The organism is Bartonella tribocorum (assembly GCF_002778015.1).
In the GTDB taxonomy this organism is placed as follows: Bacteria; Pseudomonadota; Alphaproteobacteria; order Rhizobiales; family Rhizobiaceae; genus Bartonella; species Bartonella tribocorum_B.
In genome coordinates this window covers 1-19,818 of sequence record NZ_NJPP01000007.1, presented here as the reverse complement: position 1 = coordinate 19,818, position 19,818 = coordinate 1, and the positions used below count along the sequence as shown (strand labels likewise).

Genomic DNA, 19,818 nt, shown 5'->3' with positions numbered 1-19,818 from the left:
TTTAAGTAGGAGAAGAAAGCAATTTCAGACTATGGCGGATCAGCAAGGCAGAAGACACAGCCTCCCCCTCAAGAGCATTCATCGCAAGAGCAAGAGCACGGGCGGCTTGCTCCCGTTCAAACCCTAGCTTCATCAATGCGGAAAGTGCATCATGCGCAGGTCGATTAGTTATCTCGCGCTGAGGAACTGAAATAGTCTTGACCGCCTGTTCAAAGGGGAGCGTTTTACTTTTCAACTCACCCACAATTCTTTCACTGACTTTTTTACCAACGCCCGGCGCTCGACTAATCATCGCCACATCGTTTAAAGCAATAGCTTGTGCAAGTTCATCGGGTGATAAAGCCCCCAAGATTGCCAAAGCAACCTTTGCCCCTACGCCTGGAACATTTTGGAGCATACAAAACCACTCCTGTTCAGCTCTAGTCGCAAAACCAAAAAGGCGGATTGCCTCTTCGCGAACATGCGTTTCAATAAAGAAACTTAATGCCTCTCCCACAGAGGGCAAAGAAGAACGCAAGCGATTTGAGATAAAAACAACATACCCCACACCATGAACATCAAGAACGACATAATCCTCAAAGACATGTTCAAGAATACCCTTTAACTTGCCAATCATATCGCTATCCTTGCCTGATAAGATTGATCAATTCTCTTACGATGCATGCTATGACAAAGAGCAAGAGCAAGAGCATCTGCCGCATCATTGCTATCAAATTCAGCCCGTGGGAGAAGCACCTTTACCATCATATGAATTTGTTCTTTAGCGCCATGCCCAACACCAATAACTGATTTTTTCACTTTGTTGGGTGCATATTCAAAAACAGGAAGATTTGCTTGCGCAGGAACCAACAGCGCAATCGCACGCGCTTGCCCAAGTTTTAAAGTTGCTGTAGCATCTTTATTGACAAAAACATGCTCCACCGCAGCTTCATGGGGCATAAACTGATGCACAATCTTTGAAAGACCTTTATGGATTTGACATAATCTAGAAGCCAGATCACACCGTACATTAGAAGAAACCGTCCCTGCAGCGACAAACTGAAGACGATTGCCCGCAAGATCGATAACGCCCCATCCAGTATACCGTAATCCGGGATCAATGCCTATAATACGAATCGTCTCTGCCATAGCTTTCAGTTTATACACTTTTCCCTCTTTTGAATAAAGGCTTAAGCCGTAAAGAAAGCATCAGCAAAGGACAAAACCAGTAAAAAGAGGATCATGCATCATGAATTTATAGATGATAACGCGCAACACACAACAGCTTTATGTAAGACACAAAGTACAATCAAAAAACTTTCCCCCTCACAAGAAAGCAAAGCATAAAAGTTTTCCTTCTATCTCATATCTCCCCCTTCGATATCCACTCCAATATCATAACGATTAAACCATCATAAGAAAACAAAGAGAGGAACCATACTTTATAGGAGCCATATTTTATAGGATCCGTACTTTATAAATGTAAAGACGCTCCTTTTATGGATGGTATATATTTCACGGGGTCTTTTTCGTCATACCCCACCCATTTATAAACGCATGCTATGATTGCGAACAAACATTGAGAGGTATTTTTTTAACATAACCATCACAACATAATAACATTTAATAAAGGACATTGCATGAACAACATGGACCCCTTGGAATATTCCATAGAGCCCTATAGAACACTGCCCCTATAAGGCATTGCCCCTATAAGGCATTGTATGAGTATGACAATTTATTTGAGTGTTTATTTTATGGGAAGAGAATGCTTTCCACTAAAAGTGAGAGAAACCAAATAACAAAACAACACATCATTACCACAAGACAACACATTGATTTATAATCATAACCTCGCATTATCTATATCGAATGAGAATCCAAATATCGAAAGATTCCTTCATTCCAAATCTGTTTTAGGTTGTATCAAAAAAACCACTCCCTTGCTCATTACAACTTGCACATTACAACCGCACAAGCCACGTAGAGCGAAACTGTCCAATAAAGAGCATACTTCTCTCAAATTATCCTATGATGAACCTTCTTAACTGTCAAGCCGTGGAACAACACGAGAGATTGACAAAGTATTGATGGAGCTGTTTTACTCTTTTATGGACGATAAAGATGGGGATGCACAATATATTTTATACACTTTAGAGGATATTTTACACTTCATGGGGGAAATCTACCGTAGAGATTTCTTTCAAACAAGCTACGCAGATTGTAACACAAGTATATTCTGTTTGGGTATTCATTCTTGATGATAGGCGTTCATTAACAACACACGCTTTCCAGTAATTTTATGAAGCATCAATTATAGAGCTTTCCCTTCTCACCACATCTTAAAGGGCGAAGATCCCTACCCGCATTGTTATTTCATAAAAAAACAACACCTCTCGGTGGCTTCTCACTGCTGATACCCCTTACTTCTGACAATCTATGTGATTGACGTCATAAGCGCTAGGGATAAGCCCTATCTTCAACACATACACACTGTAATTTTAAATACTTAATCCATCACAGTTATATGCCTTACATCTCCACTTTAAACGACAATCCTTTAAGATAGAATAGGATAAATTGATATCCAAGAGCTCGGTTCATATTCGGCATAGCCTAGTCATCCTCATAGCCAAAACAAAATCACACGATATCAAAAGAAAGCATTCCAGCAACAATAAACTAAAACCTATTCCCACAAGCTCCCCCCTATCCTATGCTATAATTCGAAATCAATGCCCCTCTCTGTCATAAACTCAAGATATTTTCCCACACGCCAATAGAAGCTAAACAAAAAAATACAAAACAAAAAACAATCAATCCAGATCAGTTTTATTCGCAACAACGAATATACCACTCGAACCATCACACAAAACAAGCCAAGAAAATATCCTCTACGAGCSYCCAAAGGCTGTTTTTAGCAATTCGATTTGTTTGCCTACTGGATTTTCATCACTCAACTCACAAGAAGCAGGCGTCTCCCAYCCTGCRCGTAAATAYTGTATGCGTGCCTCTAAACGCAATGAATGAGCAACAAATTGGCGGAAAATTTCTGGCAAGTCGTTCCAATAAGGGGTTTCAAGTTCCAACGTCGGTGTCTGAAGGGAGACTTTGACGATTTCTTTTTTTATTTGCTCAGATGACATTTCCCCTTCGCGCTCTGCTCGAAGAAGAAGAAGTTGAGAGGCAATTTGCATAAGTCGTGTACTTAAATACATCGCCTCTTTCGCATAGACTGCAGAAATTTCTGCCGAAAGAGAACGTGCCACTAATTTGCCTTCTGAGTCAATGTATTCTGCTGTTTTTTCAATCAACGCCATTGTCTCTTCATAAAGACGATTAAAAGCATTTTCAAAAGCATTATGCTCAATCATGATAATAGGTTCATCATAGGGACGCTTATGTACGCTCACGCTTTTATACTCCAAGTATCAGCACAAAACCACACCACTCAACGAACAAAGTCTTAAAAAGTTTCTTTTGTTACTGTATAGAATGCTTTTTTTGAAATGATTACCTCTTTTAAATTTTTTGCGCAATGCACTTTTTACACTAAGGTTAACACCGCCGAACCCACATCACGGGCCGCCTTTCTTATAAACGGATCAGTCTCCCTGAAAACGCCCCCTGCACAGAGCGCCGTTTTTCACAATAATAGGCCACTACAAATTGCAAAGCAACACCCGTTATCATTAAGAGGCTATCGGAAAAAAACGTTCCTGTCATCACTGTTTTTACAATTTGTCCAAACATCGCAAAAATGGTTCCAGTTACAAAGACCGGTAAAGGATATTTTCCTAAGATTGCTAAAGGATGTTGCTCTGAAACATAAAACCATTTATTGACGCGCGGCAAAGACAGAATGAGAAAGGATAATGCAAGAACATGGAGCAAACGTGGCAAACTTAAAAAGGTTTTATTAAAATTCATCAACGGAGAAGACCAGCCCAACCAACCCAAAATGCCCCACCAGTTTAAGCGAACCCATAACAGCGCCAACACGAGATACGCTGCCGCACAAACCAGCCAAAAAGACTGAAAAGCGATTTTTTTTCCTTGTTTAAGCGCTAAAGTGCTGGTCAAACCTATGACAAATAAGAATTGCCAAGACAAAGGATTTAAAAACCACTTTCCCTCTATGGGATAAGAAGGAGGAGCAATTTTATAAAATCCGCAAGTAAGATAGAATATAAACGAGCCCCAAAGCAGCCACTTTGTCTTTTTACAACTCAAATACAGAATAAAAGGTGCAAAAAACATCAACACGATGTAAAGCGGAAGAATATTATTATAGCCCAACTGATGCCCCAAGCTTAAGGTGCTTAAAAATGCGATAACAGGCTCTGTAAAAAAGAGTCCCACATTGTTCATCGTTAACAGCTTTTCTGTTCGCCATAAGAAAAAAGCCCCTAAAAACAGGCTTAACGTAACAAAAGTAGTCAAAAGATAGGCTCCATAGAGCTGAAAAGCTCTCTGCCAATATTTTCGGAGAATAAAAGCAAAAGGCTTATGCTGAAACCGCCCATGAAAACTTAACCCCAGCGAAATCCCTGAAAGCAAAACAAAAACCTCTGCAGAATCAGAAAACCCAAAATTTTTATGGGTTATATGCTCATAGAGCGTTCCAGGAATATGGTTGATAAAAATCGTCAATAAGGCTAAAGAACGAAGAACATCAATGCGTGTATCACGACGAAAAGGCTGCGTATTATGATCAAAAACGGCTTGGTATTTCATAAATGGACTCCCACACGTCACAAAGCCCCTAAGTCACATAACAAAAGTCGTTACGCTCATCACAAAAAAAGAAGGATGAAACTTTAATTTTTAAGAGTCAAGTTTCTTTTTAAGTGTTATTTTTTTAAGGCAAAAGGATGAAAAAACACCCATGCGTCTATAAAACCCCCTATGCGTATATGACAACGAAAAGACTGTATCGTATGCTCAACAACAGCTTGGTATTTCAAACACCTTGCTCGTTCATCAATGCACTCCCACACATCTCCTCTTGAAATCATGGGAAAATAATGGTTACCCTCATCGCAAACAAGCATGAACGGAATAAAACTTTAATTTTTAAGCGTTATTTTTTCTAAGAAACAGGGATTTGGCATGACACAACAAAAAAATAAACCGATTGAATCCCCTCTTTTTCCTCAATTGGTTTTAACACTCGATGTTCGACGCAATACCGCGCATGGCTTTTTGCGTCCTATTTTGCAAACAAAGTCCTTTGCATGCGTCATTCTTTATGATTCTGAAAAGCAAAAAGATGATGGCTCTTTTTTACAACAACAAGCGCAAATTTACGCAGAAGATATTCAAAACAATGAGGCTTCTCTTCTCATCGCTGATGACAGCCGCATTGCTGGACGCATAAAGGCTGATGGTTTGCACATAGAAGATGATCTTAACGCTCTTGAAAGCTTTAAAAATCAGCAAAAGGAACAAAAAATCTTAGGCTTTGGCAATCTACGCAATCGCCATAGTGCCATGCTTGCAGCAGAAACAGGTGTTGATTATCTTCTGTTTGGCAAATTAGGAGCTGATAAAAAACCCCATGCGCACCCCCGTAATCTCCAATTTGCAGCGTGGTGGGCAGAGATTATGGAAACCCCTGCCATTATCCAAGCAGGAAGTGATTTTACAATGTTTGATGAAGCCTTAAAAACTGGATGTGAATTTGTCGCTGTAGAAGAAGTCATCTTTGCTCAAGACGCCCCCTTATCCCTGCTTAAAACAATGCAAGAAAAATGTAAAAACACCCCCTTGTAATGTGGGAGAGGAATTCATAAATTAGGCGTTAACCCTTGCGTCGTTGCCTATATATAAAAACATAATGGAACATAAAAGATGAGAAAAATTCGTTTCGTTCACTCATAATTCAATCAGATAACTTCATAACGCAGTAGAATTTCCCACGTTGCAATCAATTGAATGGAAGGTAACGGTTTTTTTGTGCATAGTATAAAAAAATGAAATAATAAAATTATTTAAATTCAAATAGTTATAAAATAAACCACCATTTTATATTAACAGCGAGCAATATTGAAAGAATATACACAGTGAAATATAGCGGAACGTTCGAAGACCTTAAAAATATAGTTTGCAAATGTGGATATAAAATCAAAGAAACTAAGTCTCTATCCCTTAATTCTTCCGGAGGATATCAGATCAAAACCTGCGATGGAGGCACTATTAATTGGTATGAAAGTACAGAAACGCTCAACTTTCAAGGCAACGAAAATATAAAACAGAAGTTAAGAGAAGATTTAGCAGAGTATATAGAAAAATCACAAACTTCTTCCCCAAAACTGCGTTCAATACCTCAAATAAAAAAGTTTTTATCGTTCATGGTCATGACCACGTTGTCCTAGAGCAACTTGAACTTATTCTTCGCAGGCTTGAGCTCGAACCATACATCTTAAAAGATACTAGTGGTAATGGTTTAACCATCATTGAAATTTTGGAAAAAGAAACTTGTAACGATTCTACAGGATTTGGTATTGTACTGCTGACGCTCGATGATATAGGCTATGCTATATCTGACGGTGAAACAAAAGCACAATTCCGCGCGCGACAAAATGTTGTTCTCGAGATGGGAATGTTAATCGCCACACTTTCTCGTAAAAATGTTGCTATTCTAAGAAAAGAAGGCATTGAAATCCCTTCAGATGCTCATGGCATTAAATACATTGCTTTTAAAGAACACGTAAAAGAAGCACTTCCGGATCTTTTTGATCGACTATGTGAAGCCGGCTACAATGTAGATGCAAAAAAACTTACTAAAGCATCACGTTAGATTTGAATAACGCTTAATCTTTAGTTTTTAAAACGCACGCCCCCCAAAAAAACCATAGCACTCCACCACATCCCATAGAACCCCCATGTTTTTTAAAAACAAAGAAACGGTCGCTCCCTTCTCTTGTTCAATAGCCAAGCGATTGTGCACATTTTAATAAAGAAGCCGCTTGTAAATTCATTACCGTGGAAGAAATCATTTTAGACCTCTCAATAAACGCGCGGCTCTGATATCATGATTTTGGTCATCGTTCCAAAAAGCTTGAGAAGCGGATAGGCTCTCATTAAAAAACACAACTCTCATTAAAAACTATTTTTTATTGCCAACCTCATGAAATTACTTTATGAATTAAAAAATGTTTTGGTCGCATACGCAACGACCAATAGGGATTCAAAAACCCGAAACCTCGTACATCAATTTACCCCGCTTTGCGGGTATCCCGGAATTCCGGGAGTTTTTGCTATGTCCAGGTGCTTTAAGCACTAAAAGCAAAAAAGCTGATTCGAGGTCAGTATTTTTGACTCCCGGAATACTTATGCGAGGGCGCTCGCAAACCGGTGGGGACAATGCAAAATCAAAATCTTAATATTGATCTTTTTGTTGGCAAAAAAATTCGCTTGAGACGAAAAATGTTGAAGATGTCTCAAAAAACATTGGGGCAACATTTAGGTATTACCTTTCAACAAATTCAAAAATATGAAAACGGCTTAAACCGTGTAAGCGCGGGGCGGTTAAAGGAAATTTCTGATATCCTTAATGTTCCAATTTCCTTTTTTTATGCGGATATCATCACGAAACAACAGCCCCCTTATCATCATGATGAAATCATCTCCAGCACAGAAGAATACCAAATGCTCAAAAAATTTAGAGTTTTGACAACTGTAAAAAAGAAAGCCATTTTGCAGTTACTCTCTGATGAGAATACAAGCTAAAATCATGCGATAGCGCATACCACTCTTTTATAACACGACACGCTCTATAGAGTCTCTATGTTCTCTTCATCAACATTCCGCGTTCTTTACCAGTAATTCCCCCTCTTTACCAGTAATTCATTGCATATTTGTAAAAGGATAGCCTCATCATAGACGTTTTTTAGAGTGATAAGCATTGATAAAAGAAGAGAGCCTCTCTGGATAATTCTTTCATCATTGTTGTTTTAAAGTTATTTAAAATAGGATTGTTTAAAACAGTCTGGTTCTTGTCGATGTTTATGCTATTTTTATAAATGTTCCCAAACCTAACTTAACTGAGAGAAAAAATAAGATAGCGATAGAATTCTTATATGGCTTGTAATGATGTAAGAAAAATGTGAAAATTCTGATCGGTATGAGGAGGAGAAATCGATGATCAAGAGAAACGTTAAGCTGCTTATCCTAGGCATAATGGGGCTTGCAAATTCTGTTGTAGATTCTTCTGGAAACATTGAAAAACTCTCAAATTTTGAACGCTCTTTCAATACGATTCAAGAATCTTCAACCCCAGAAGAACCTTTCCAACCTTTAAAAGCTGGAGATTATGACCAAGCCTATGACTATTACATCCAAGGCTATTATTTAAAAGCTTTTCGTGAAGCCCTGCGGCGTGCTGAAAAAAATGATCCTTTTGCCCAAACGCTTCTTGCTAGAATTTATATGGAAGGATGCGCTGTTCCTATTGACGGGGCACGTGCAGCTTTATGGTTTGAACGCGCCGCAAAACAAGGGGAACCCCAAGCCCAACTCCGCTATGGGCTTATGTTGTTTGATGGACATTTTGTAAAACAAAATCAAGAGCTTGGTGAACAATTTATTCGAAAAGCTGTCAACGCAGGTGTCAAAGAAGCCTATTTTTATTATGGACAACTTCTTCTTTATAAAGCCTCACAGGAAAAACAAAATCTCCCCGGTGTCTCTTCCCAAAGCCGTGAAAATGAAGTAATCGAGCAAGCTTTAAAACTGTACTTAAAAGGGGCCGCTCTTGGAGATGCTGAAGCTGCTTTTTCGGCTGCAAAAATTCTTTCCTTAGGCACATTAAATCGCCCAAAGGATGAGCGTAACGCCCGCAGACTGATGGAGATAGCGGCTCAAAACAACCACTTAAAAGCGCAACTTCATTTAGCACAATGGCTTATTCAGGGCCGTGGAGGAGCAAAAGATTTTGACCGTGCTTTTCATTTGCTGCTTCACAATGCCACCAACATGATCGCCCCAGCACAAATTTCTCTTGCAAGACTTTATCGAGACGGCATCGGAACAAAAGGGGATATAATCATGGCAGCAGCTTGGTATATGCTTGCAAAGGAGGCAAAAATGCAAGCCCCTGATCTTGAAAGCATGCTCCAAGGCATGAACAATACACAACGAGAAAAAGCCTACAAAGAAACCATAAAGCTCCTTCCTATTTTCTAAAACCACTATAAAAAAAGACACAAGACTGTCTGATCAAATGTGAGCGAAAAAACAAACAAAAAACATAACAGAAGCGCCCTACAGCCAACCAAAATGCAAACCCCTTCTCTAAAAGGAGCCCTCTCATTTATTTCATGCCCCTCCTTGTACTTTATAAAAGTTGTAAGCTAACACCATCACACGCTTTGCCAATCCTCAATATTTCCTCCCTTGTAACGCTTGAGAAAAGTCATAAAAGGCTTTTTATTTCTTTATCAGTCATTTTTCTCCACAAAATACTGGCTTATGATATGTAAGGAAATGCTATCCTCTTCTTTCCCCATAAGAAGTTTAAAATGGGATAGTCATACAATATCACGTTTATTCCTCAACATTCCAAACAACAAACTATCATTTAAACCAATATGTTATACAGAATTTGGCGGTATAGACAGCATATGAACGAGAAAAAGCACGCAAAAAAGCAATAAAACATCCTTTTATTTTTTGAAAAGTGCTTGAGAGAAATGCTATCCTCTTCTTTAAAAAGATAAAGTTGATAGAAATTCAAAGAGATCTCGTACTATCTAGGGGCGATAAGCACTAAAAGCAAAAAATCTGTGTAGGTTTCAGTATTTTCAAGCTCTTGGAATACGCATAAAAGGGCGCACGCACTTGGCAGAAAGCAATGCCCTCTCAAAATCTTAAATTGATCTTTTTATCGGCAAAAATATTCGCTCGAGACGACAAATGCTAAAGATGTCTCAAAAAGCCTTAAGGCACGCTTTAGGTGTAAGCTTTCAGCAAATTCAAAAATATGAAAAAGGCGCCAACCGTGTCAGCGCGGGGCGGTTAAAGGAAATTTCCGATATTTTTAATGTTCCAGTTTCCTTTTTTTATGCAGATATCATCACAAAACAACATGCCCTCTCCCTGCACGATGAAGTCATCTCCAGCACAGAGGAATACCAAATACTCAAAAGATTTAGAACACTCACTTCGATAAAACAAAGAGCCATTCTACAACGCATCGCTGATGAGAACGCAAGCTAATATCACACGATAGGGCACACCATAGTCTGCTCTTGCCTTAAACACCTCAACGGAAAAAAATCCCTTCCCGATCTTGTTAGCAAACAAGCTGACTTCTCAGAACGGGACTCATTGCGCTTGCCATTTCATGGTATTCACGACACAAGATTATCCAGATAAGCTCCCCCTCACATATTCACCACACATTCTCATAAAAACATCCCATGTGCAAAGTTCATGCCTTATAGCATCACACCTCAAACGATAATATTTTACAGTACAACAGAATAAGCATGCATGTATATTTTTAAAAAGGTAGCCCTCAAAAAGCAATATTTGAAAATTGATTTTGTCGCTCTAGAGCCGCACCTAACGCATCATTTTATAATGGCGATAGAGAACATGATCTTAACATGAAAGCACAAAAAAATATTTTTTATCACAATCACCAAACGCAGCCGTTTATTTAAAAAGATACCGCAAGAAGCACATGAAGTAACCTTAAAGCTGGAGTCATTATTCATTGGTGAATTACCACTTGATTTGAGACCAATATTTGTATAACTATAAGCAAAATTGCTCTTATTTCTGGAATAAAAGCTTCGCAGGAGAGCCTCACAAAAAGCCCAACATAAGCAGGGGGGTTAAGATGTTAAAATATTTATTTTTGTCACCGGTTGTGTTTGTGGCTGGCTGCGTGTCCGTAAGCAGTTATTCATCAAATTATGTTGATCAAAATCTTACGAAGCGTCAGGCACAATTAGTCGCTAACAATTTTATTAGAGGTAACAAAGGATTTTTACCACCCGCTACAACCACACTTCTTATAAAGAAAAATAATATAGCAGACAACTTCACGCCTTTATTTATCAGTCTATTGCGACAGAATGGATATAATGTGATTTATACAGATCAACCCCAAAAACAGCAAAACATGGGTGTGAATTTGAGTTATAGAATAAAATTAAATAGTAGCACTATAGTATCTCTTTTTCAGTATAACGTGAACGGAGAACCGCGTTCTTACATAAATACTCACCCTAGATGAATCCGCTATTGAATGTGAATATTCTTTATATTTTAAACGTAAAGACTTAAAAATTCTTGCGAAGGACGAAGAGATTTGCACTTCTATAAAAACCCTTGTTTTTAGCCATAAAAATAAATTTTTTCTGTATTTCATAACGATACGAAAATGATGACTTTAAAAACAATGAAAAATGCTCCTCACCCTAGTAAATGATTACGCGAAAATGTACGTGCACAACTCGGCTTATCCGTTACTAAAGCAACTGAATAGCTTGCTCTGTTTCGTAAAAAAATTTTTTAGGGTTTTAAATGGGAAATCTGCTATGGGCCCCTTCACTTATTCGGCTTTAAATAGCTGGTGTAAGTGCGCCTCATATATTTAGCTAAATATTGCCAAAATTATGATTTGTCGTAAACTTTAAAACGCAAACAGCTTAAGAATACTCTTATCCTAACGTATGCTCATACCTTCCCTACCCTATCGGAACGTTTTCCTTATGGTGCTGAAACGGCATACAATGTGTGAAATTTAAAAAACGCAAAAAGCTCAAAACCTCACACAAGCCCTTCTATTTTATACAACTCTCAAAATCTTAATATTGATCTTTTTGCCGGCAAAAATATTCGCTCGAGACGACAAATGCTAAAGATGTCTCAAAAAGCCTTAAGGCACGCTTTAGGTGTAAGCTTTCAGCAAATTAAAAAATATGAAAAAGGCGCCAACCGTGTCAGCGCGGGGCGGTTAAAGGAAATTTCCGATATTTTTAATGTTCCAGTTTCCTTTTTTTATGCAGATGCCATCACAAAACAACATGCCCTCTCCCTGCACGATGAAATCATCTCCAGTATAGAGGAATATCCACTGCTCAAAAGATTTAGAACACTCACTTCGATAAAGCAGAAAGCCATTCTACAGCTCATCACTGATGAGAACGCAAGCTAACCTTATGTGATAGTGCACTACATTCTCTATAACGCGATACGCGCTATAAGGTGCTACACGCTCTGTTCTTAACAGACCTCATACACCTTAAAGGAGACAAGCCCCTTCCCGACCCAATTTCTCAGCAATCCAGCTTCTCAGAACGCAACTCATTGCGCTTGCCCTTTCATGGCATTCACGACACAAGATTATCCAGATAAGCTCCCCCTCACATATTCATCACACATTCTCATAAAAACATCACGTGGTTTTACAGGACCTCTATCATCAACCTCAATAATATTTTACGATACAATGACATAAAATTTCCCAAAAAACCAAAAAATTTTGCCCAAAATCTCAAAAAGTTTTGTGCAAATTTTTAAAAAGCTTGCGTCTAAGCGCTTTTTATGGTCTTGCAAAGAACTGAAAAGCAAAAATACATCAAGGTCCTTTTGTACTTAAGTTTTTCTCTTTGCAAAAACCATGCGCAAGAAAGTTCGAGCGAAAACAATAAAGAGCACGCAAAGGACTATACAGGGGACCATACAGGGGACCATGAGAAAGTCGCGAGGCTAATCAAGGGGATTTGAACCCAAAATAACAAAAGCGCTCACGGTTAAAGGCAGCAAAGAAAAGCGCCATAAGGACAACAGAAGAGCTCTTTTTGCAAGAATGGAATTGGATAGAAACGATGAAAATTAATGGCAATGAAATTCGTCCTGGTAATGTGATAGAGCATCAAGGAAGCTTGTGGGTTGCGGTGAAATGTAATGCCGTTAAACCAGGAAAAGGTGGTGCATTTAATCAAGTTGAACTAAAAGATTTACTTGATGGTACAAAACTCAATGAACGCTTTCGTGCTGCTGAAACGGTTGAAAGGGTGCGCCTTGAACAAAAGGATTTCACCTTTCTTTATCAACAAGGGGATGCTTTGGTCTTTATGGATTCAGAATCTTATGAACAACTTGAGCTTCAAAAGGACTTTGTTGGTGAACGCGCAGCTTTCTTGCAAGATGGGATGACTGTCACGGTTGAGCTTTATCAAGAAAAGCCTATTGGCATCTCACTTCCTGATCAAGTTGCTGTCACGATTGTGGAAGCCGATCCGGCTCTCAAAGGGCAAACAGTCACCGCTTCTTATAAACCAGCCATTCTTGAAAACGGTATTCGTATTCTTGTTCCTCCTTTTATGAATTCTGGTGAGCGTATTATTGTTGACACCAACGAGTTGATTTATTTGCGCCGTGCAAATGAAAAAGATAAATAAAGGAATAAAACATGGCCCATTCTGCAATAATGAATGTCATGGTGCAAGCTGCCATGAAAGCAGGGCGCTCGTTGGTACATGATTATGGTGAAGTGCAAAATTTGCAAGTGTCTTTAAAAGGGCCGGCCGATTACGTCAGCCAAGCTGATCGCAAAGCAGAAAAAATTATTTTCAATGAACTAAGCAAAGCACGCCCCAAATTTGGTTTTCTGATGGAAGAGTCTGAAGAAATCATTGGTGAAGATTCCCAACATCGTTTTATTGTTGACCCTTTAGATGGCACAACAAATTTTCTCCATGGCATTCCTTTTTTTGCTGTTTCTATTGCTTTAGAAAGCCAAGATAAAATCGTTGCGGGTGTTATTTACAATCCCGTGAGTGATGAACTCTTTACCGCAGAACGCGGCAGTGGTGCTTTTTTTAACGACCGGCGCTGTCGTGTTTCTGCACGGAAAAGACTAGAAGATTGTGTCATTGCCACCGGCATGCCTCATTTGGGATGCCCAGGTCATGGAACCTATCTTATTGAATTGCGCAATATGATGATGGAAGTTGCTGGACTTCGTCGTTTTGGCGCTGCTGCTCTTGATTTAGCTTATGTTGCTGCGGGTCGAACCGATGGATATTGGGAAGACAACTTGCAAATTTGGGATATGGCTGCTGGAATATTGATGGTTCGTGAAGCCGGAGGTTTTGTTACCGATAAAGAAGGCGGTGATGATATATTTTGCAAAAAGAACATCATCGCTGGCAATGAACATATTCGCACCAAGTTAGAAAAAACCCTCAAAAAAGGCATTTAGCCCTCACATTGAAGTCTCAAAAGGGCGTCTTTTAAAAGGCAATGCGGAGCGCCCCCTCTGAATATCCTTCACCATGCAACCTATCTCATCAAATTACACAATGCGATGAGAGCATCCGGAAAATTGTAGGGAGCTTACAAAACTGCGCCGTCTTAGCTCTACTGCCTTTGATTTAACTTATGGGACCGCAGAAAGAACCAATGACTTTTGGAAAGACAATCTTAAAAACTTGAATAGAACAACCAGCATACAGAGTGGTTCACAACACCGGAGGTTTTGTCACTGATAAAGAAGGAAGTGATGATATATTCCGCAAAAGAACATCATCGCCGGCAAGGAACACATTCGCACCAAGTTAAAAACAACCCTCAAAAAAGGCATTTAGATCTCAAAAAAAGATCTTAAAGCCAGCAGATTCCGTTAGCCAAAGCCAATCGCAAAAGCAGAAAAAATTATTTTCAATGAACTAAGCAAAGCACACCCTAAATTTGGTTTTCTGATGGAAGAGTCTGAAGAAATCATTGGAGAAGATTCCCAACATCGTTTTATTGTTGACCCTTTAGATGGCACCACAAATTTTCTCCATGGCATTCCTTTTTTTGCTGTTTCCATTGCTTTAGAAAGCCAAGGTAAAATCATTGCGGGAGTCACTTACAATCCCGTGAGTGATGAACTCTTTATCGCAGAATGCGGCAATGATGCTTTTTTAACAACCGGCGCTGTCGTGTTTTTATAAGCCAGCACCCTCACACACTTTGCCACCCTCCAATGTTGCTATAATCTTTGAAACTTGAGAGGATCATAAGAAACACTGTTCTTTCTCAAGTGTTTTACGCCATACAAACGTCCCTGCTTGGTATATGTAAGAGACCTGATTTTGATTGGTTCACCATACACAAATTTGAAGTAAGAAAATCCTATGATATTAGGATCTCTTATCCAGCATACAAAACAATGAATTATCCCTTATAAACAATGTAAAAGTGCTGTTATAAAGAGAGATTTCCCCTTTAATTCATAGAGATTAACTTGGCATCGTTTTATCTTCTACATAAAGAAAGCGTCTTTATAAAGATGCGCCACCTCAAACAGAGAAAAAACAATCAGAATTCAAAAAGAAAACGCCTCAATTTTTGCCTCTCTTTTCGTCTTAATTCTTGTTCCTCTTTTTTCCATGCACCCTTAAATTAATAAGCCTCTGCCTGTAAAGCGTGATTTTGCGCCCAAGAACTTCTCTTGTATCAAGATCTCTTATTCGGGTGAAAATTGCAATTTTGCCAGATAAGCATAAACGCCATTTTTTGCGACAAGTTCAGCATGGGTTCCTTCTTCCACAAGGGCACCTTTATCCATCACAAGAATACGATCCGCTTTTAAAATGGTTGCCAAACGATGCGCAATCACCAATGTTGTGCGGTTTTGCATCAAGCCTTCTAAAGCATCTTGCACGAGCTTTTCACTGTTTGCATCCAAAGCAGAGGTTGCTTCATCAAGCAGCAAGAGGGGTGCATTTCTTAAAATCGCCCGTGCAATACCAATGCGCTGCTTTTGCCCCCCAGAAAGCATGGTCCCACGTTCTCCCACCTGTGTATCCAAACCATCGGGTAAAGATTCAATAAATTCAAGTGCATTGGCGGCTTTAGAGGCCGCAAGAATTTCTTCTTCCAGAGCATTTTCAGTTCCAAAAACAATATTATCACGCAATGTTCCATCAAAAATAGCAACATCTTGCGGAACATAAGAGATTGCACCACGTAAATCTTGCAGAGAAAGGCGATCAATTTCCGTGCCATCCAATCGAATTTTTCCACTTATTGGATCATAAAAACGAAGGATCAAAGAAAAAAGTGTGCTTTTTCCTGCCCCTGAAGCCCCAACAAAAGCAACTGTTTCACCGGCTTTGATAGAAAATGAAAGCGCATGTAAAATCTTTTCTTGTGGTCTAGAAGGATAGGTAAAATCAACATGATCAAAAACAAGTTCGCCTCGAACAGGATGCACCAATGATAAAGGATTTTTAGGTGTTAAGATCATAGGCTGTTCTTGCAACAATTCGGCCAATCGTTCCGCAGCACCTGCTGCTTGAATGAGTTCCGCCCCCAGTTCTGATAACTGCGCAAAGGTTGAAGCTCCAAAAACGGCATAAAGGACAAATTGCCCTAGTGTCCCCCCTGTCATCGTTCCATTCAAAACATCGCGTGATCCAATCCACAAAACAGCAACCACACTGCTAAAAACCAAAAAAATTGCAAAACCAGTAAAAAAGGATCGCAAAGTTACAGAAGCCCGCGCTGTCTGAAAGGCGCGCTCTACCAACTGTGAAAAACGTGTCGCAACAAGTTTTTCAGCAGTAAAAGCTTGCACCGTGCGAATAGCGCTAACCTGTTCTGTTGCAACAGCATTGGCATCAGCGAGGCGATCTTGCGCCGCACGCGTACGCGCACGAACTTTACGTCCAAAAACCACCAAAGGAAGTGCCACAATAGGAATAGCAGCCAAAACCAGTAAAGATAATTTCGCATTGGTGATCACCATCATCACGACAGCTCCGATCACGATAATCAGTTGACGCAAAGCGGTAGAGGCGGTCGAGCCAACAGCCAATTTTATTTGTGTCGTATCTGTTAGAAGTCTTGAAACAATCTCTCCGGAATGCGACCGATCAAAAAAAGCAGGAGAAAGTTTCATAATATGGACAAACACATCACGCCGTAAATCAGCGACAACCCGTTCTCCCAATGTGATAACACAATAATAACGACAAGCTGAAGAAAATGCGAGAATCAAGGCTAATAAAAACAAAATCCCGAAGTAAAAATTGATATGTCCATGGCTTGAGCGAGAAAACCCATGATCAAACATTTGGCGGATTGCTATAGGTAAAGCTAATGTAACAAGGGCCGCAACAGACAAAGCAAAAAAGGCAAAGATAAACAACCAACGATAACGCAAAAGATAAGGAAAAAAAATGGCAAGCGAAGAAAAAGAAGATTTCTCAAGAGAAGATTTTGTAGATTTTTCTGAATGACGATATAATTTCATAAAACTTCGCTCACTATATTGAAGGATTTATAATACTTGACACAATGATGCATCTTAAACACTTGTTTTTTAATGCATGCTCAGCTATAAGAATAAATACTTTAATCAATGTATCAAAAAGACAAAGGAAGCGCACTTAAAAAATCGAGTAGGTGTTGTTTCATTCTATAAACGTAAAAGGTTTGACGCATGAAAGCGAATATTCATCCTAACTATCACAAAATTACCGTTGTTATGACGGATGGAACTCAATACACAACGCGCTCCACTTGGGGAAAAGAAGGGGATACCCTTAATCTAGATATTGATCCAAGAACGCATCCAGCTTGGACAGGTGGTTCTCAAACACTCGTAGACCGTGGTGGTCGCCTCTCCAAGTTCAAAAATCGTTTTGGCAATATTGGTATGTAAAAACCTCATTCTCGTGAGGTATTAAAGGTTTTAAACAAAACGATGACCTCATGAAGCGAGTAGTTTTTTGTGCTGTAAAGAGTGATTCAAAAACGCATCCAACATAAACTAAAGGGAGATCAAACCTCTATCAACCGTGATGGTAGCGTTTTTTTGATTCAAAGGTCATTTTGAAAGATCAGTATAAGTCTCTCTCTCGAGGCATAAAGACTTCCGATAAAATGATTGCAAACAGTTCATCTTTTTTGAACTGAAAATGCTATGGCAGAAGAAATTTCGCCGCCGCTAAAGCAGCCAATGCACTTGAATTGATTCAAGCTTTACCTGATGGTTTAGAGACACCAGGTGGAGAACATGAGATCATGCTTTCTGTAGGGTAAAAGCAGTGCATTGGTATTGCATGGGGCAATTTTAAGAAAGGCACCCTGCAAAACTTTCCCCTGATATCATGATTTCAAAGCCGTGTGAGAAGGACAAAACAAACCACCTTTAATGTCTTATGTCAAAGGCGCCGTTAGGCATCCCCATAAGGATCTCCTTGATTTTTAAAAGAACAAAGGCTTGTTAATTCCTTTATTAAACGCAAATCTGTCGTCATGATTTTAGAGAGCGATTATTAAGAATTTGAGAGACTATCCGCCTCTCATTTTGATTTGTGTGCAAATGAAGTGCACTCTATTTACTCAAAGAGAATAAGATCATACCCTTCAGGTGCCAAACGTAATAAGAAAGCGTCATAACCCCACATACCATACAGACAACAAACAGAAAAAACACCCTCACCAATTACTAAGAGTAATGTGAGCGATATCCCAGCTTCATCTGCTGTTGCTTCGCGGCGTTGTAAGAGGTATCCGAAAAAAAAAAGAAAAAACACGCTAATCCACTCGCACCCGCAAAGAAGCTTAGTGCGGTATGAACCAGTCCACGCATTTGGAACATGATAAGAAAAATTGTAAAAATAAACAGTCTAAATATCCCAGCTAATATTATACGTATTATATTGAATACTTTACGTATTATAATTGAAGGAATGCTCTTTTTTACGTCTGGATTTTTTTCTTTGATATTGCTCTTGTTAGCAGATATGCCGTTCACGACTCCCCCCTCTATTCTTCAGCCACACTACTATAAGTACTATAAAAGTGGGTTATTTTTCATCATAGCCTCACAAATACAAGAAAAATTTATTCATTGTAACGAAAAAACATGCATTTTATTGAAATGCAAATCCACTTTTACTAGCAAAAACTGCTAAATCCGCTCGTTAATAAAAAAAACTCCCCCATTGATAGAGAAAGCTATCCTGATGCACAAAAGCTTCGCTGTATGCCTAGCAAAAGCTTTCAAGCCTAAAGCGTCCCTGTCACTTTTATCATGATGAAGGCATCCTACACCCCGCAGAAACATGCAAAATCTTCCTGCATTAAAGCATAGATCTTGTGCTTCAAACGCTCACCTTTTCCTGATCTTTTGTCCATTGTCCTAAAGCCGCAAGGTGGTTCATCTAAGCACGACGACAAAATGCCTTGTGCGCAACAACGATATTCTCATCTTTTCCAGCCCATGCTTTTAAAGCAGCCGCTTGCAATGCGCGTCGATCAAGAAAAAGTCAATTTCCAAGGCAATGCACCCATAGAATTCATAGCCGATAAATGTGCCGTTGCTTCTTGATCTGATTATCCGTAAGACAAGAAAAGCAATTCCTGGAACAGCGGAAGGCACGGTTTGTTTAAGCACATGGACGGTCTTTTCAGCCACTTCTTCAACATTTGCATCTAGGACAATCACCACACACCCTTATGGGAAAATTCAAGTCTATGACAGATTCAAACGCTCACCTTTTCTTGGCTCTTTAGTCCATTGTCCTAAAGCTGCAAGGTGGTTCATCTAAGCCACGATGACAAAATGCCTTTTGTGCAACAACGATATTCTCATCTTTTCCAGCCCATGCTTTTAAAGCAGCCGCTTGCAATGCGCGTCGATCAAGAAAAAGTCAATTTCCAAGGCAATGCACCCATAGAATTCATAGCCGATAAATGTGCCGTTGCTTCTTGATCTGATTATCCGTAAGACAAGAAAAGCAATTCCTGGAACAGCGGAAGGCACGGTTTGTTTAAGCACATGGACGGTCTTTTCAGCCACTTCTTCAACATTTGCAT

Annotated in this window: 15 protein-coding genes and 4 pseudogenes; 11 read left to right on the top strand and 8 right to left on the bottom strand. The window is 39.3% G+C overall.

The features are described from left to right. Window position 1: 1 nt before the first annotated feature. From ruvA to CEV08_RS03530, 4 genes are all read right to left on the bottom strand, one after another. Complete coding sequence (ruvA, locus tag CEV08_RS03545) at window positions 2-616, bottom strand: Holliday junction branch migration protein RuvA (protein WP_100130397.1); 615 nt, start codon at window positions 614-616, stop codon at window positions 2-4. Beyond that, on the bottom strand, window positions 613-1,128 hold the full coding sequence (gene ruvC / locus CEV08_RS03540) for a crossover junction endodeoxyribonuclease RuvC (protein ID WP_100130428.1): 516 nt from the start codon (window positions 1,126-1,128) through the stop codon (window positions 613-615). The genes ruvA and ruvC overlap by 4 nt, the downstream gene beginning before the upstream one ends. A gap of 1,745 nt (window positions 1,129-2,873) precedes the next feature. Beyond that, the gene (locus CEV08_RS03535) at window positions 2,874-3,392 is read right to left on the bottom strand and encodes a DUF1465 family protein (RefSeq protein ID WP_100130396.1); all 519 of its coding nucleotides are present in this window, start codon (window positions 3,390-3,392) and stop codon (window positions 2,874-2,876) included. Window positions 3,393-3,573: 181 nt separating this feature from the next. Further along, window positions 3,574-4,716 (bottom strand): OpgC family protein, encoded by a 1,143-nt coding sequence (locus tag CEV08_RS03530; RefSeq protein ID WP_100130395.1) that lies wholly within the window; start codon window positions 4,714-4,716, stop codon window positions 3,574-3,576. A gap of 375 nt (window positions 4,717-5,091) precedes the next feature. Here CEV08_RS03530 and CEV08_RS03520 point away from each other — a divergent pair, with 375 nt between their 5' ends. The 10 genes and pseudogenes from CEV08_RS03520 to CEV08_RS03475 all read left to right on the top strand — a co-directional run. Continuing rightward, entirely contained in the window at window positions 5,092-5,754 is a 663-nt protein-coding gene (locus tag CEV08_RS03520) for a thiamine phosphate synthase (RefSeq protein ID WP_100130393.1), read from the top strand. Window positions 5,755-6,271: 517 nt separating this feature from the next. Beyond that, window positions 6,272-6,781, top strand: a complete 510-nt coding sequence (locus tag CEV08_RS09830) for a nucleotide-binding protein (protein ID WP_348602885.1) — start codon at window positions 6,272-6,274, stop codon at window positions 6,779-6,781. Between the two features lie 566 nt (window positions 6,782-7,347). Next, on the top strand, window positions 7,348-7,713 hold the full coding sequence (locus CEV08_RS03510) for a helix-turn-helix domain-containing protein (protein WP_100130392.1): 366 nt from the start codon (window positions 7,348-7,350) through the stop codon (window positions 7,711-7,713). A 411-nt stretch (window positions 7,714-8,124) separates the two neighbouring features. After that, a complete protein-coding gene (locus CEV08_RS03505) occupies window positions 8,125-9,168 on the top strand; it encodes a tetratricopeptide repeat protein (RefSeq protein WP_100130391.1) in 1,044 nt (347 codons plus the stop codon). Between the two features lie 667 nt (window positions 9,169-9,835). Next, window positions 9,836-10,200 (top strand): annotated as a pseudogene (locus CEV08_RS03500) (helix-turn-helix domain-containing protein). Window positions 10,201-10,828: 628 nt separating this feature from the next. Next, window positions 10,829-11,227: a hypothetical protein gene (locus CEV08_RS03495; RefSeq protein WP_100130390.1), complete on the top strand. Its 399-nt coding sequence runs from the start codon at window positions 10,829-10,831 to the stop codon at window positions 11,225-11,227. Between the two features lie 552 nt (window positions 11,228-11,779). Beyond that, entirely contained in the window at window positions 11,780-12,151 is a 372-nt protein-coding gene (locus CEV08_RS03490) for a helix-turn-helix domain-containing protein (RefSeq protein ID WP_245407024.1), read from the top strand. Window positions 12,152-12,824: 673 nt separating this feature from the next. After that, complete coding sequence (efp, locus tag CEV08_RS03485) at window positions 12,825-13,400, top strand: elongation factor P (protein WP_100130427.1); 576 nt, start codon at window positions 12,825-12,827, stop codon at window positions 13,398-13,400. 11 nt (window positions 13,401-13,411) lie between these two features. After that, a complete protein-coding gene (locus tag CEV08_RS03480; protein WP_100130388.1) occupies window positions 13,412-14,203 on the top strand; it encodes an inositol monophosphatase family protein in 792 nt (263 codons plus the stop codon). A gap of 404 nt (window positions 14,204-14,607) precedes the next feature. After that, a pseudogene (locus CEV08_RS03475) lies at window positions 14,608-14,932 on the top strand (inositol monophosphatase family protein); the annotation flags it as partial. 522 nt (window positions 14,933-15,454) lie between these two features. On the opposite strand, the gene CEV08_RS03470 reads toward CEV08_RS03475, so the two are convergent. After that, on the bottom strand, window positions 15,455-17,245 hold the full coding sequence (locus CEV08_RS03470; RefSeq protein ID WP_100130387.1) for an ABC transporter transmembrane domain-containing protein: 1,791 nt from the start codon (window positions 17,243-17,245) through the stop codon (window positions 15,455-15,457). A 189-nt stretch (window positions 17,246-17,434) separates the two neighbouring features. Here CEV08_RS03470 and rpmE point away from each other — a divergent pair, with 189 nt between their 5' ends. After that, complete coding sequence (gene rpmE / locus CEV08_RS03465; protein WP_005774581.1) at window positions 17,435-17,656, top strand: 50S ribosomal protein L31; 222 nt, start codon at window positions 17,435-17,437, stop codon at window positions 17,654-17,656. A 679-nt stretch (window positions 17,657-18,335) separates the two neighbouring features. Here the strand turns inward: rpmE and CEV08_RS03460 are convergent. From CEV08_RS03460 to CEV08_RS03450, 3 genes and pseudogenes are all read right to left on the bottom strand, one after another. Then, window positions 18,336-18,533, bottom strand: a complete 198-nt coding sequence (locus CEV08_RS03460) for a hypothetical protein (protein ID WP_245407019.1) — start codon at window positions 18,531-18,533, stop codon at window positions 18,336-18,338. Window positions 18,534-19,163: 630 nt separating this feature from the next. Beyond that, a pseudogene (locus CEV08_RS03455) lies at window positions 19,164-19,432 on the bottom strand (class I fructose-bisphosphate aldolase); the annotation flags it as partial. 42 nt (window positions 19,433-19,474) lie between these two features. Next, window positions 19,475-19,818 (bottom strand): annotated as a pseudogene (locus CEV08_RS03450) (class I fructose-bisphosphate aldolase); the annotation flags it as partial.